The sequence below is a fragment of the Sporosarcina koreensis genome, from assembly GCF_001531445.1.
GTDB lineage: Bacteria > Bacillota > Bacilli > Bacillales_A > Planococcaceae > Sporosarcina > Sporosarcina koreensis_C.
Genome location: NZ_LQYA01000103.1, coordinates 12,797 through 26,959, shown reverse-complemented (window position 1 = coordinate 26,959; position 14,163 = coordinate 12,797). Strand labels below are relative to the sequence as shown.

The window sequence follows — 14,163 nt, the reverse complement described above, 5'->3', positions numbered from 1 at the left end:
GCGGTATTCAACAGGACTTCTTCCATTTCCTCGACAGAAATTGTGGCATTTACTTGACGAAGCATTGCAGCCACACCTGAAACAGCAGGTCCCGCCATCGACGTTCCGTTCCATCCGCCTTCATAGCCGTTGCCTGGAACAGAAGAACGGATGTTGACGCCTGGTGCTGAAATATCAGGTTTTATCTGATCGTAAGGCGAAGGTCCCCGGAGTGAGAAACTTCCTACTTTGTTATTGATGTCTGTTGCGCCGGTTGCAAATGATTCTGGATAGTTCGCTGGTGCCGCGACCGATCCTGGTCCGCCTGGGTTTGTAAGTGTCGTGTTGCCTGCAGAGAACTCAGGGAAGATTTCAGCAGCACGCCAGTTTCTTACGACGTCCCGATACCATTCATCAAGGCCGGCACCGCCGCCCCAAGAGTTATTGACGACATCAGGTGCCAAATCGACACGCGCATTCCCGTTTGCATCGGTAGGCGCTAAAATCCATTGTGCGGCTGCCAATAAATCACGGTCAGATCCGCCAGCAGCGGTGAATGCCTTTACTGCAATCCACTTCGCGCCCGGTGCGACACCGATTTGGTTATTGCCATTCGGTTCACTTCCAACCATCGTGCCTGTCACATGTGTTCCGTGTCCGTTATCATCGTAAGGAGTTGTCCTGCCCGCGGTTGCATCAAACCAGTTGAAGTCATGGTTCACTTCACCTGTGGCTGCATTATACCCACGATACTTTTCTTTTAAGGCAGGATGATCCCATTGTACGCCTGAATCGATGCTCGCAACGACTGTACCCGAACCATCGATACCCATATCCCAAGCTTGAGGCGCATTGACACGTTCAATGTTCCACTCAACATTCGCCAGCTGTGATTTCGGAGAAACCGCATCTTCGACGACTGTTGTGTTCAATTGACGCGTTTCATTCGGCAGAACCTTTTCGACCTCTGCGAATGTGCCGATCGCTTCTGCCACTTCCTTTGTCGCCGTTACAGCCATGCCGTTGACGATATAGTAGGAAGTGATGTCCTTCGCTTTGCCGGCTTGCACTTGTTGCTCAAGATATTGTTTGACATTTTGCTGCGATTCTAGGGATGTCAATCGAAGCTCGGAGACGACAGCAGATCTTGTCATCATGACCGATTGCTTTCCGGAAAGGTTCGCCGCGTCAGCTTGCTGTTTCGCCGCAGCTGCCACTTGTTCCGTATCGGCCTGTTCCTTGAACTTGATCAGAAAGGTCACCATGTTTTCATCTTTGAAGCTATCGAGCAATCTGTGGCTTACTTTCTCTTTTGCAATCTCATTCGAGTCCCGCAACGAGTGATGCAGCTTTTTGTTCATATCCGTGCTTGCTGCCATCGCCGGTGTCATCAATGAAAACACCATCAGGAATGTTGCCGCAATGCTGAATAATCTCATCCGCCTACGTTTCCTCAATTCCATTCCTCCTTTTAGTTTTCAACCGCTCCCTTTAAAATTGCCGTCAAAAAAACACCCTTTGCCCCCTTTCCTCAGTCGTTAAGGTTCTCAATGGTGTCGGAATCTCCGTATCTGGCTGTCTAGCTATATTATACATTCATCAAATGATATGAAAAGATTAAATGATCACACTAGTTAATAAATAATGATAAATAACTAATTGGATTGAATTGTAATAGGGAGTTTTATCACGGTTCATAAGTATTTTTAAAAGTCAAGTTATTTATGTAAAGGTGTTGAATAAAGGGTTTTTAAGAGATTTGAAATGAAAGGGAGCAGCATGGAGAAATGTAAGTCAGAAGAAAATGATGAAGAGGACCTATATTTGAAAAGAGAACGAATATTACTTATTTATAAAACATTGATTTGTGGGCATAAATGAATATAAGAATGAGTGACAAAAAATAGGGAGATTGGTGCGAAGAATTTTCCCAAGTCATGCACAATAAAAAGAAGCCGATGAACGTCCAGCTTCTTTCATTTGTAACCGTATAGATTCCATGCCCTTCACTTTTGTTAGTCACGTGGATTTTTATGGATCCTTTCTTTCCGCAAATCCTCTTTCATATCATCCAGATTGATTGTGTCCACGGTTTGCATATCCTCGTGCATATCGAATAGGCTCACTCGATCTGAAGTAGGAATCCCTTCAGGATGGTCCAAAAAACGGAAGTGGATCGTTTCCTGTTCATCATCCGGCGTAGGCCGATTCTTATCCGCCATAGTTATTGCCTCCTTTTATCTGTTTCCATATAGGGTTGGCAAAACCAGTCATTATATGCGGACAATCAACAGACATTGACAATCGTGTCAGTTCAGCGCCTACGTAACGGGGCTTTCGTCTTTTCTTTAGTAGTTATCATCTTACGTACAATTGGATACACGACCGGTGCCCATTTAATAGCTGTCTTGATCAATCTTCCTGCTTTCATGTCATTTGCCCCTTTCTAACTGTTTTCTTTAATTTTCCCTCTCATGCAATAAAGTAAACAAAATCCGCCAATCCTATAACAGTCTCACTATGACAATCAATTTCTTGATTGACATATTCCGAATTTTTAAAAGAAATATGTTTGATATTGAAAGTTTTTGGATAGAACTGGGGAAATTGTTAAGAAGAGAGGAGCAATATTACTTGATTAAGATGAAAACGATTGTGATGGCCGCGATTATGACACTCTCATTCAGTATCGTGACTGCAGAGGCGGAATCTAGCCAAATTCAATATACTGCGGAGACCGTGCCGATTACCGAAAATGTGAGAACGAATTTTACTGATATTCCTTTTATCGATATTTGGGAAAGTTCATTTCCGTTATTATTTTACCCACCGCTGGAGTTATTGAAGAAAGAGCCGACGACTTATATGGTTGAGGAAGGTGATAATCTATATCGCATCGCCTTGAACCATGGAATGACAGTTCAGGAATTGACGACTTTGAATAAATTGTCCGGGGACATCATTTACCCGGGAGATGTTTTGAAGATTAGCGGAGAAGACCTCGGGAATGAAGTCGCCTCACTAAGTTCTGTCAAGGTTGCCTCAGTCACTGAGGAAACCACTCTGGAAACCGTACCGAAAGAGCCTGCATTCAATCCATCCGTCTCGAATCCTCCGGAAAGTACAGGCACTGAAATGGTTGTGACAGCAACTGCTTATACGGCTTATTGCACCGGATGTTCAGGGACGACGGCGTATGGCATTGATCTGCGCTCCAATCCTGAACAGAAAGTGATAGCGGTCGACCCGTCAATCATCCCGCTTGGTACGAAAGTGTGGGTGGAAGGTTATGGGGAAGCGATCGCCGGAGATGTCGGCAGCGCCATCAAAGGACATAAAATAGATGTCTTCATCCCTACCTATGCAAGTGCGATGGAGTGGGGCGTCAAAAAGGTGAAAATCAAGATCATTAATTAACTAGATACGTATTGGGAATCTTTCACTATATTTTCCCAATACGTATCTTTTTTATATCCCGCATTAACTGGCAGTAAGACTCCCACTAAAGTGGGAGGTCGACTGCCAGTAAATGCCCGATTGGTTCAACTAACACTAAGTGGGGATGAGAGAATTCCCCACCTAGTGAAGTTTCACTTTATGTTACAATAATTGATAAGAGAGTAGCGGTTGGAGGGATATGGATGAAAAAGATGAATCAGGAGCTGTATGACTTCCTGATTGAGCATTTGGATGCCATCACAGAAGATTGGCTAGCGGATCGGGAAGAAAAGAATGGTTCCATCTATTCAAAAGATGCCGGTGATTGGTCGGAGCAGATGCTTCGGGAGCAAAACAGGCTGACGAACTTGACGATTGCCAGCAGTCTACTGGAGGACCAAAGGGGATTTGAAGAGAAGAAGAAGGATTGGGCGAAGCTGGTAGCTGAAAGTCGGGTGAGCAGCAGAACGCCGATCTATGAAGTTCTGGATGCGCTTAGTAAATTGAGGCATTCTTTTTGGCGGTTTATCAAAAAGTTTGTTGACCGGGAAGGGGATCGAGTTCTCCGTTCTGATATTATGAATTGGGGTATTGCCATACATATGGCGTTTGATGAAATCATAGTGGAATTCACGAAGCGATATGATGAGCTGATGAGAAAAAGATTGTTCGCTCAACAGAGCCTCATTGACGAGTTGAACGCACCGATCATTAAGCTTAATTCACTGATTGGGGTATTGCCGATTGTCGGAGATATCGATACGGCCCGTGTTCAGGCGATTACAGATTATGTTCCGAATAAGTGTGTCGAGCTTGACGTCAGTCATCTATTCATCGATTTGTCGGGTGTTTCCGTAATTGATACGATGGTGGCGAATCATATTTACCAGTTGATGCAGGTGCTTGATCTGCTAGGGATCAAGTCAACGGTGACGGGAATCCGTCCGGAAATCGCTCAAACCTCGGTTCAATTGGGCTTGGACTTTTCGAGAATCCGTACGTATAGCTCGCTGCAATTGGCCATCAAGAAAAATTTCCAAGACTTTGCGATGAATTGATCGTATTCTGAAAAAATGAACGGCAAAGGTGATCATCCTTCGCCGTTCATTTTTTTCGATTACAATCTAATGCCGAATGAATCCGATAAAACTAATCTTTTCTCCTCATCAGTAAGAGTATTGGAACGTATTTCTCCGCTCTCAGAAACCGTCAATTCACAATCTTTCAAGGTCATCCTTCCTGTGGGCGTCGCCATTGTGACGATGTCGACATGCGTGAAAGTCGATTCGGGTGAGACTTGGTTGAATACGCAGCCTTCATGGAAGTCGGCGAGTTTCTTTGTAGATGTGGAAAATCGATACAACGACCTGGACTCTCCGTTCCGGGTTCTGACTAGGTCGAAAATATCCTTGCCGAATTGCTGTATTGAATAGGTTCCGCTGACGTCAGTTTGAGGGCTTCCGTTCAAAGGGATTGGCAGGATTGTGGAATCGCCGAATCCGACATCGACAAGATATGGTTTATCCAATTGAACGATGATGGCGGCATGTGTTTCAGGCTTTGCCCACTGTCCGTTTGGCCGATAAACAGTGGCGGCGATAAGGGAAGCATCGTATCCTAGCTGTTCCAACAGCCAATGGAAGAGCCCGTTCAATTCATAGCAATAGCCTCCGCGATTCCGAAGAACGATTTTTTCGTATATCGTATTCAAATTCAAGTAGATCGGGATCTGGCGGATGACATCTAAGTTTTCAAAGGGTACTCCTGACATATGTAGACGCTGCAGTTCCGTCAACTGCTGTAGGGAAGGGTCCCTATGATTTGATGCATGGAATCGGTTGAGGTATTTTTCAATATCCATTCTATCGACCTCCTAACAATTAGTACTAGTATACCATTGGCGGGAGGTGCTCGAAGCAATAAAGGCCATTGCCGGACAATTGTCCAAGCAATGGCCTTTCATTATGCCGTTAAATCTTTCTCCACTTTTCCGCCTTTGATGACGATTTGGATATTGTCATTAGTTGCGAGGGAATGGATATCTTCAAGTGGATTTCCCTTTACAATGATGATGTCTGCAAGTTTCCCGGTTTCAAGTGTCCCTACTCGATCATCCCACCCTAAACATTCAGCGGCAGTTTTAGTTGATGCGACAATTGTATCCATCGGGCTCATGCCTGCATCCGCCATCAATCCCAATTCGCGTAGGTTCGTTCCATGTTTCATGACACCTGCATCTGTTCCCATTGCGATTTTGACTCCAGCCTTGTACGCTTTCTGGAAGCTTTCGATATGATGCTGGATGACTTCCTTCGATTTCTGGACTGCCGTTTCGGGCATTCCTGTTTCTGCGGCAGTTTCTAAAACGGCGACAGGGGCAAGAAGCGTCGGTACAAGGTACGTTCCGTTTTCGAGCATCAGATCGATTGCCTCGTCGTCAATGAAGATGCCGTGCTCGATGGAGTGGACTCCTGCACGGACAGCGTTTTTGATTCCTTCTGCCCCTTGTGCATGGGCCATGACCTTAACGCCTTTCCTAAAACGCCCTTCCTCGACGATAACTTTCAATTCTTCCAACGAGAATTGAGTGAATTCCGGGTGATCGGTTGCACTCAATACGCCGCCAGTCGCATGCACTTTGATGACTTCTGCTCCCGCACGAAGCATTTCACGCGTCTTTTTGCGGACCTCTTCAACGCCATCGCAAACCCCGTTTGGCATGCCGGGATATGGAGAAGGCAGCAGATCGAGCACATTGCCGGAAACTGTGTAGCCGTCTCCATGTCCACCGGTAATTGTCAATGCGTTGATGCTAAGTTGCAAGCGGGGTCCTGGAATAAGCCCTTCGTCGACAGCTTTTTTCACGCCTAGATCGGTGCCAAGTGCGTCCCTTACAGAAGTGACACCCGCGTCCAATGTCGCTTTCAAATATTGCGCTGCTTGGTAATACATGAATGAAAAGGGAGTAGCCAATCTCTCTTGGATTGGAGAGAACTCCAGCATCATGTGGACATGCGTATCGATAAAGCCGGGAAGGATCGTTCCGCTCCCCGCATCGATGACCGTTTCGTCTCCGTTAGCTTGATAACCGCTTTCGTCACCGACATACTCGATACGATCTCCATCAATGACGACAATTTGTCCTTGTTTCGGTTCTCCGCCGTTTCCATCAATAAGTGATCCGTTTTTAATAATTGTTTTTGTCATTGTAAATCCCCCCGAATTATAATGTTTGAACTAAAATGCCGGCGATAATGACAGAAGCCACTGTCACGGTCGTAAATCCACCGATCAGCATCGGCGCCAATAATTCATCGAATATGGCTTTCGCTTCCTTCTCGTTTCTCGCAACACTACGGCTCACTTCCTCGCAAAGAATATAATCGCCCGGGAAGCCGAACAATGCAGTCAATGCAACAGGCATTCCTTTATACGGATGCCATTTCACAAGCTTCGACATGATGAATCCACCGACCGCAATACCGAATGTACCAATGACAAGTATGAGAAGGATGCTTGGCAAATTGCTCAACACTTGCGATGGTGTGACACCGGCCATGGACCCGATGACGACAAAGATGATGCCGATCATCGTTATCGTGAAGGAATTTGCTTTTTCAAGTGTCTTCGGTTCAAAGACGCCGATTTTCAGACCGATGACGCCGATTGCGAGACACCAAAGCGTATAATGGACCGGTGTGACTGTCCCGAGGGCAACCCCGATAGACGCACCGACAAAAATATAGAACAATTTTAAAGTCGTACTTGATCTGAACGGGCCGTGTTTTTCGCTCTTTTCCTCTTCCTTCAACGTATCCGCTTCGGATACCATAGGGACGAATGTACCGTTATCGATATCCTTCTGTATTTTCACTGCATATCTTCTCATGAAGTTCATCGCAAGTGGCATGCCCATCAAGCCTTGAAAAGCGACAACCAAGGCAGGAATGATGACAAGACTCGTCATCCCGAGCTCGGTCAATTTTTCCGAAGTGATGATCAAAGCAATGATGCCGCCGCTGATTGGGCCAACTCCTGCAACAGCTGTTGGGTAATCAAAAATCAAAGGGATGATCGTCAATATGAGAATCCCGGAAACGAGTATGCCGCCGAGAGCAATAATGACAGCTTTGAATTGGCTTTTCAGCAATGAAAAAGGAATCATTGTCCCCATATGCAAAATCGCAGGGCCGATTAAGATGGCGCCGAGTGCAGGAAATTGGGACTTCTCTAAAATGTCCTTTGGGAAGATGCCTGTCCAAATGAGGATAAGAAATCCTACCATCGCGGTGAGAAGCATCGGTACTCTGGCCCGTGACACGATGGACAGCCATTCGCCTAATGCAATAAGTGCGAAAATCAAAGTAGTGGCGATTACAGGATTACTTAACATGATGGCTCCTCCTAGATGAAAAATAGTTATTCTTTTGACTATGAAATGAATTCCTAGTCTTAAGTGATATCCAATATATCAGTGGAAAAATGTTTTGTAAATAGTATTTTGACGATTATTACTATTGTTTGTGTTTGTAAGCGCATACAATGAGGGAACATCAATTTGCGAAAATAAGGTAATACTTTCAGCTTATTATGAGATTAAGTGTATTCAAGACTAAAGAATTATGATATTATAATAGAAAGATAATTCGGATATTAGGTCGGTGTAGCGAATTGGATCATCCGATGAGAGAATGCGGGGAATTCTGATGAAAAAACATAACGTAGTTTGCATGGCGATCATAGGAGCATGTTTATTCCTACTAGTCGGTTTTAATGACCAGACGAAAAGGATACATAATCCTAACTTACTTAGTATTGCGCATAGGGGAGCCTCCAGTTTTGCTCCGGAAAATACCCGCTCCGCATTTCAAAAGGCGGTTGAACTCCGTGCAGATTATTTGGAGTGTGATGTCCATCTTTCGAAGGATGGTGAACTTATCATTATGCATGACGATAAAATAGATCGTACGACAAATGGCAGCGGTTACATTAAGGATATGACATTGGATGAGTTGAAAGCATTGGATGCAGGAAAGTCATTTGGTGTTGAGTTCCAAGGTGAAACAATCATGACACTCAACGAATTACTGGAAGAATTCTATGGCCAGGTCGGATTATTGATCGAACTGAAACATCCACAGTCCTATCCGGGAATTGAAGAGAAGGTCGTATCGTTATTGATGGGTTATGAAGATATTAGTTCAATTATCGTTCAATCATTTGATGTCGATTCCATGAAGAAAATACATACTTTATTACCCGAGATTGAAGTTGCAATCTTAGTCCATCCTTCTGAATCGCTATTATCAGCAAAAAAATTGGATGAATTGACATCCTTCGCCTCGTATATCAATTTCAATGTATCCTTTGTAAGCAAAAAGATGGTGGACAATGTTCACGAACGTGACAGCAAGGTACTCGTCTGGTCGAAGAAGGATAAAAGGCTAGTGTCGAAAGCGCATAAGTTCGGCGTTGACGGTATCATATCGGACTTTTCAGTATGGCCGACGGAAGAACCGATCTTTTTGGTGCAGGAATAGTTTTTAAGAGAAAAGCCGTAGAGTAATCTTCCGGCTTTTTTTGTTTGCTCATCTTTCGCCCAAGGGTCCATTTTTTCCGTTTCAAGGTCCATTCCTTCGCCTCAAGGGTCCATTCACTTCCACTCATCCAACATTTTTAGCAGAATTGATGGGAATTTTATAGTATGATAGACGGAATGGAGGCGAATCGAAATGAAGAGTAAATTGTTCTATACGAAAATTTGTCCATCAATACTATTGAAAGGAACTGTGAAAGTTGATCATACACATTTTATATGAAGATAATCATCTGCTAGTTGTAGAGAAACCAGTCAATTTGCCGGTGCAGGCAGACGACAGCGGAGACGATGATTTATTAACATTATTAAAAGCGGATTTGAAGAAGCGTCATCAGAAGCCGGGGAACGTCTATTTGGGACTTGTGCATCGTTTGGACCGTCCGGTAGGGGGCGTGCTCGTATTTGCAAAAACGTCAAAAGCGGCATCCCGACTTTCCGATGTACTTAGGAAAAGGGAAATGGAAAGGACATACTTGGCTGTAGTAAGGGGCAACTTGGGAGACGGCGGTCTGCTTACGCACCATCTATGGAAGGACACGAAGAAAAACAAGGTCCATTCTGTGAAAGCGTCCCATCCTGGAGGGAAGAAGGCGATCCTTCATTATGAAACGATTGAAAGGAAGGATGGGATGAGTCTGGTCGCAATCCGGCTCCATACAGGACGATCGCATCAGATCCGGGTACAGATGGCTGCGTCAGGCGCTCCTCTTTACGGAGATCAGAAATACGGCCAGCATGTGAACCGGCCGGGACAGCAAATTGCATTATGGGCGCATACCCTCTCCTTCCCTCACCCGACGACGAAGGAAATCCTTACATTCGAGTCCACCCCGCCATCCGATCATCCTTGGAATCTTTGGCAGCATGTCAATAACGTTGCTTTGACGATGTGAAAACAGGCCACCGGGTTGATTGACATCGAAAATCAGTACCCCTACACTAAGATAGAGAAAAGCATGTTGGAGGAAACTATGACAAACCATCCGTTTATCCCGATTATTGTAGGGACTGATATTAACGCATACAATATGGCGATTTCATTTCATGAGGCATACGGAATCCATCCGATCCTTGTTGGGAAAGAGCCTTTATCTTTTACAAGTTTAAGTACAATCCCTGGCGCGATTGAGCTGAATGCGAAATTGGGGGAGAAGGACGAGTTCGTTCGCTTCCTTAAACAAATTGCAGGAAAATATAAGACGCAAGGAAAAAAACTGCTACTGATCGGAACAAATGATTTATATGTCCGCTTGATCATCGAAAACCGTCAAGCGCTCAAGCGAGATTTCGTCTTCAACTATATCGGTGAAGAGTTAATGAATAATCTGCTCGTGAAGAAGAATTTCTACCGGCTATGTGAAGAGCATGGCATTGATACGCCAGCGACGTATTTCCATTCATGTGAAACAGACGATCGTTTCGATGAGGAAGTCATGTTCCCGGTCATTATCAAGCCGAGCAACGGCGTGCAATATTATAAGCATCCCTTTGACGGAATGCAGAAAGTGTATAAAGTCGATTCGTATGAAGAAATCCAGAAAGTGATCGAAACAATCAGGAACAGCGGTTATCGCGATGACTTGATTATTCAGGATTTCATTCCAGGCGACGACACGTATATGTGGGATTCCGTTTTTTACGTCAACAGCAAAGGGAACTCCGAGCTCATTACGTTCGGACAAGTTGTTTTGCAAGAGCATACTCTGACGGCGATCGGCAATTATACAGCGGTCATCACCCGGTACAATGAAGAGATGATGTTGAAGCTGAAAGGGTTTTTAGAGGCGCTCAATTACGTTGGTTACGCGAATTTTGACTTGAAATACGATCATCGCGACAAAAAGTTCAAAGTGTTCGAAGTGAATATCCGACAAGGGCGTTCAAGTTATTACATCACATCATGCGGTCATAATCTCGCGAAGAATTTTGTCGATGATCTGATCCATGGCGTTGAAAAGCCGTTGACATTATTAGATGAAAAATTCCTTTTCACAGTTGTTCCGAAAATTGTATTACGTAAATTTGTAGACAACGCCAAAGTCCGCAAAGAGATCGACCAGCTGTTAAGGGCAGGCAAGTATGCCAACCCGCTATTCTACAAAAGAGATAAAAACTTCAAAAGAAAGTTTTATCTTTTTATGAGGCAAATCAATTACTATCGCAAATATAAAAATAATAAGTGGTCGTAAATGTTTCCCCGATGCGTTTAGCGCCTCGGGGATTTTTTGGTTTATTCTTCATGGTTTACAGTCTTCATGGAAGTGGAATAGAAGGTAGGCAACTATGTAGGAGGAATTACACCATGAGAAAGCTAGAAAATCGAGTACTCGAAAACAAAAGGGATAAAATCATCGAAAAGCTCGTTAATGATGGCATCTTTAAAATTAATGGAAAACAATTATATGAACTATCTTTATATGAGTTGATGAAACAGTATACAATGAGGATAGAGTGATGATAATGGGGGGATTTGCTTGAACGGGAGACTAGAAGATGGACAGTATGAATGGCTGGAAGAAGCGACAATACGGCAAATGCAGGAAAAAATGTCTTCCGGCAGCCTTACGTCGGTAGAACTGACAGTCATGTACATGAAAGCAATCTCGGCAAAAGACCGGAATATCAACGCAGTGCTTGAACTGAATCCACAAGCACTCCAAATCGCCCGATCGCTTGATGCAGAAAGGCGCGGCGGCGTTGTGCGGTCGCTATTGCACGGCATTCCAGTACTGTTGAAAGACAATATGGATACGGGGGACGGCATGCATACAAGCTGCGGCTCGTTGGCGATGAAAAACCACTATGCTGCGGAAGATGCTTTTTTGGTAAAGAAACTCCGGGAAGCGGGCGCAGTCATTTTAGGAAAGACGAATATGACTGAATGGGCGAATTTCATGTCGGATCGTATGCGGAATGGATGGAGTTCACGCGGTGGACAAGTGAATAATCCATATGGTCTTTTTGATGTCGGAGGATCGAGTTCCGGTGCCGCAGCCGCGGTTGCGGCTAATATGGCGGCAGTTTCCATCGGAACAGAAACGAGCGGTTCCATCATTAATCCATCAGCGCAAAACGCTCTCGTCGGCATCAAGCCGACAGTCGGGGCAATTAGCAGAAATGGCATCATTCCCCTTTCATTCACCCAAGATACACCGGGGCCACTTGCACGGACAGTGGAAGACGCGGCCATCACATTTGGCCTGATGGCGGGCTATGATGAAACCGATCCGGTGACGAGGGAAGCCGACCGCTTCGATGGAATCGACTGGCTGTCCATATGTGATGCATCTTCATTGAAAGGGAAACGGATCGGCATCGCCCGACCGATTTTCATCCGGGAGATTTCGACGGAGAGGAAGGAAAAATTCGAAGAAGCGCTTTATCGACTTGAATCATTAGGCGCAGAGCTGGTCGATAATATTGATTTGGGGACGATGGAAGATGATTTAGGTTATGATGTACTTCTGTATGAATTCAAAGCGGCATTGAATGAGTATCTCGGAAAAACGCCAGCGACGAACCCGATCCGCACATTATCCGATATCATTCAATTCAATAAGGAGCATGCGGAAGAGACACTTCAATTCGGCCAAGTGATGTTGGAAAAAGTGGACCGGACGAGTGGGACGTTGACCGAGCCGGAATACATTGAAGCACTGTTGCGAAACCGTCATTTGGCAGGGGAATTGGCTCTTGACAGGGCTTTTGACGAGTATAAAATTGATGCGCTTGTGTTCCCACAGGATCATGGATGCAGCTTTAGCGCGGCAGCCGGATATCCAGCGATCACGGTCCCTTCATCCTTCACGGAGGAGGGCGAGCCTTTTTGCATTACGCTCTGCGGAAAGGCATATTCCGAGCCTGAACTGATCGGCTACGCCTATGCATTTGAACAGTCGGCAAAAGCGAGAAGAAAGCCGTGACTTGAAAGAAAAGCGAATCCGGTTCATTATAAGATAAGGAACAGTGAAAGCGGGGATGAGAATGTCCTTCTTGGAAAAAATGGACGATAGTATTCAGAAAAAGTGGAAGTTTGAAAGAGAGACACCGATTCAATCCCAAATGATTCCGGAATTGTTGAATGGCCGGGATGTAGTGGCGGAATCGCCGACCGGAACCGGAAAGACGCTTGCCTATGTCTTGCCGATCCTCCAACAGGTGGATGGCAAAAAGATGCAGACGCAGGCGTTGATCATGGCGCCGTCCCAGGAGTTGTCGATGCAAATCGTCAACGTCATCCGTGAGTGGGTGGAAGGGACGGATATAACCGTGACCCAATTGATCGGCGGAGCAAATATGCAACGGCAGATTGAACGTCTGAAAAAGAAACCGACCATCGTCGTCGGAACGCCGGGACGCCTCGTCGAACTCGTAAAAGCGAAGCGTTTGAAAATGCATGATATCCGCTATATCGTGCTGGATGAAGGTGATCAGTTATTATCACGGGATTACCGTGTCATCGTGAAAGACTTGATTGAAGCCGCGAATCCTGATCGTCAAGTCGCCGTTGTTTCCGCAACGATTACGGACGAAATCGAACTAGTTGCGAAAAAGCTGATGAATGATCCGATACGTCTGCATGTCTCTGTTGAGGATATGCCGTTGTCAGGAAAAGTGATCCATTCTTTCGTCAAAACGGAAGCGCGGGATAAAACAGACCTGCTTCGTGGGATATCCCATTTGCCTTCCATAAGAGCACTTGCTTTTATGAATAATGTCGATCAGTTGCGCATGAAGGAAATGAAGCTGCAATATAATGAGGCGCCGATTGCTGTCCTGTACTCTTCAATGACGAAATTCGAAAGACAGGAAACGCTGGAGAAGTTCCGGAAGGGCGATATCCGGATTTTGATAGCGACGGATCTGGCGGCAAGGGGCCTGGATATACAAGGGCTGACCCATGTCATCCACGTCGACGTCCCTCATACGATCGAGCAATATTTGCATCGTTCAGGGCGTACAGGACGCGCCGGGGAGGACGGGGAAGTGCTCACATTGCTTTCATATCCTGAAGAGCGTACATACAGGAAGCTCTCGAAAGGGTTCAAGCCTGTCCAAAAGGTTTGGTATAAAGGGAAGTTGACCGAAGGGAATTCGAAGACGGTCAGCGGTCCGAAAGACGTGAAGAAATCGAAGAAAAAAAGTTA

The 14,163-nt window shown here is 45.2% G+C and carries 14 protein-coding genes; 8 read left to right on the top strand and 6 right to left on the bottom strand.

Annotation, left to right across the window (positions count from 1 at the left end):
- The 3 genes from AWV70_RS12275 to AWV70_RS25360 form a co-directional block, all read right to left on the bottom strand.
- Positions 1 to 1,442, bottom strand: a 1,442-nt coding sequence (locus tag AWV70_RS12275; RefSeq protein WP_276525637.1) for a S8 family serine peptidase, incomplete at its 3' end; no start/stop codon positions are given.
- A 552-nt stretch (positions 1,443 to 1,994) separates the two neighbouring features.
- Positions 1,995 to 2,201 carry a hypothetical protein gene (locus AWV70_RS12270; protein WP_060207466.1) on the bottom strand — a complete coding sequence of 69 codons (207 nt, stop codon included), beginning with the start codon at positions 2,199 to 2,201 and terminating at the stop codon, positions 1,995 to 1,997.
- 92 nt (positions 2,202 to 2,293) lie between these two features.
- A complete protein-coding gene (locus tag AWV70_RS25360; RefSeq protein WP_414714834.1) occupies positions 2,294 to 2,410 on the bottom strand; it encodes a hypothetical protein in 117 nt (38 codons plus the stop codon).
- Positions 2,411 to 2,622: 212 nt separating this feature from the next.
- Between AWV70_RS25360 and AWV70_RS25205 the strand changes: the two genes are divergently transcribed.
- Both AWV70_RS25205 and AWV70_RS12260 read left to right on the top strand, forming a co-directional pair.
- Positions 2,623 to 3,396, top strand: a complete 774-nt coding sequence (locus tag AWV70_RS25205) for a 3D domain-containing protein (protein WP_082713600.1) — start codon at positions 2,623 to 2,625, stop codon at positions 3,394 to 3,396.
- A gap of 224 nt (positions 3,397 to 3,620) precedes the next feature.
- On the top strand, positions 3,621 to 4,475 hold the full coding sequence (locus AWV70_RS12260) for an STAS domain-containing protein (protein ID WP_060207462.1): 855 nt from the start codon (positions 3,621 to 3,623) through the stop codon (positions 4,473 to 4,475).
- Positions 4,476 to 4,534: 59 nt separating this feature from the next.
- Here AWV70_RS12260 and AWV70_RS12255 read toward each other — a convergent pair whose 3' ends face one another.
- The 3 genes from AWV70_RS12255 to AWV70_RS12245 form a co-directional block, all read right to left on the bottom strand.
- On the bottom strand, positions 4,535 to 5,278 hold the full coding sequence (locus tag AWV70_RS12255) for an arylamine N-acetyltransferase family protein (protein ID WP_060207460.1): 744 nt from the start codon (positions 5,276 to 5,278) through the stop codon (positions 4,535 to 4,537).
- Between the two features lie 101 nt (positions 5,279 to 5,379).
- Positions 5,380 to 6,624, bottom strand: coding sequence for a metal-dependent hydrolase family protein (locus tag AWV70_RS12250; RefSeq protein WP_060207458.1), 1,245 nt, complete (start codon positions 6,622 to 6,624; stop codon positions 5,380 to 5,382).
- A 16-nt stretch (positions 6,625 to 6,640) separates the two neighbouring features.
- Entirely contained in the window at positions 6,641 to 7,810 is a 1,170-nt protein-coding gene (locus tag AWV70_RS12245) for a hypothetical protein (protein WP_060207456.1), read from the bottom strand.
- Positions 7,811 to 8,123: 313 nt separating this feature from the next.
- Here AWV70_RS12245 and AWV70_RS12240 point away from each other — a divergent pair, with 313 nt between their 5' ends.
- The 6 genes from AWV70_RS12240 to AWV70_RS12220 all read left to right on the top strand — a co-directional run.
- Positions 8,124 to 8,957, top strand: a complete 834-nt coding sequence (locus tag AWV70_RS12240) for a glycerophosphodiester phosphodiesterase (protein WP_060207454.1) — start codon at positions 8,124 to 8,126, stop codon at positions 8,955 to 8,957.
- 256 nt (positions 8,958 to 9,213) lie between these two features.
- Entirely contained in the window at positions 9,214 to 9,909 is a 696-nt protein-coding gene (locus AWV70_RS12235; protein ID WP_060207452.1) for an RluA family pseudouridine synthase, read from the top strand.
- 78 nt (positions 9,910 to 9,987) lie between these two features.
- On the top strand, positions 9,988 to 11,205 hold the full coding sequence (locus AWV70_RS12230) for a carboxylate--amine ligase (protein ID WP_060207451.1): 1,218 nt from the start codon (positions 9,988 to 9,990) through the stop codon (positions 11,203 to 11,205).
- Between the two features lie 113 nt (positions 11,206 to 11,318).
- Positions 11,319 to 11,471: a Fur-regulated basic protein FbpA gene (locus AWV70_RS22930; RefSeq protein ID WP_082713597.1), complete on the top strand. Its 153-nt coding sequence runs from the start codon at positions 11,319 to 11,321 to the stop codon at positions 11,469 to 11,471.
- Between the two features lie 19 nt (positions 11,472 to 11,490).
- On the top strand, positions 11,491 to 12,939 hold the full coding sequence (locus AWV70_RS12225; protein WP_060207449.1) for an amidase family protein: 1,449 nt from the start codon (positions 11,491 to 11,493) through the stop codon (positions 12,937 to 12,939).
- Positions 12,940 to 13,000: 61 nt separating this feature from the next.
- The coding region (locus AWV70_RS12220) for a DEAD/DEAH box helicase (protein WP_082713596.1) at positions 13,001 to 14,163 on the top strand (1,163 nt) is incomplete at its 3' end.

Excerpts from the sequence above, each read along its gene's own strand:
- AWV70_RS12230 (WP_060207451.1), top strand. The coding sequence starts at position 9,988 with ATGACAAACCATCCGTTTATCCCGATTATTGTAGGGACTGATATTAAC.
- AWV70_RS12270 (WP_060207466.1), bottom strand. The coding sequence starts at position 2,201 with ATGGCGGATAAGAATCGGCCTACGCCGGATGATGAACAGGAAACGATC.
- AWV70_RS12260 (WP_060207462.1), top strand. The coding sequence starts at position 3,621 with ATGAAAAAGATGAATCAGGAGCTGTATGACTTCCTGATTGAGCATTTG.
- AWV70_RS12245 (WP_060207456.1), bottom strand. The coding sequence starts at position 7,810 with ATGTTAAGTAATCCTGTAATCGCCACTACTTTGATTTTCGCACTTATT.
- AWV70_RS12240 (WP_060207454.1), top strand. The coding sequence starts at position 8,124 with ATGAAAAAACATAACGTAGTTTGCATGGCGATCATAGGAGCATGTTTA.
- AWV70_RS25205 (WP_082713600.1), top strand. The coding sequence starts at position 2,623 with ATGAAAACGATTGTGATGGCCGCGATTATGACACTCTCATTCAGTATC.
- AWV70_RS22930 (WP_082713597.1), top strand. The coding sequence starts at position 11,319 with ATGAGAAAGCTAGAAAATCGAGTACTCGAAAACAAAAGGGATAAAATC.
- AWV70_RS25360 (WP_414714834.1), bottom strand. The coding sequence starts at position 2,410 with ATGAAAGCAGGAAGATTGATCAAGACAGCTATTAAATGGGCACCGGTC.
- AWV70_RS12255 (WP_060207460.1), bottom strand. The coding sequence starts at position 5,278 with ATGGATATTGAAAAATACCTCAACCGATTCCATGCATCAAATCATAGG.
- AWV70_RS12250 (WP_060207458.1), bottom strand. The coding sequence starts at position 6,624 with ATGACAAAAACAATTATTAAAAACGGATCACTTATTGATGGAAACGGC.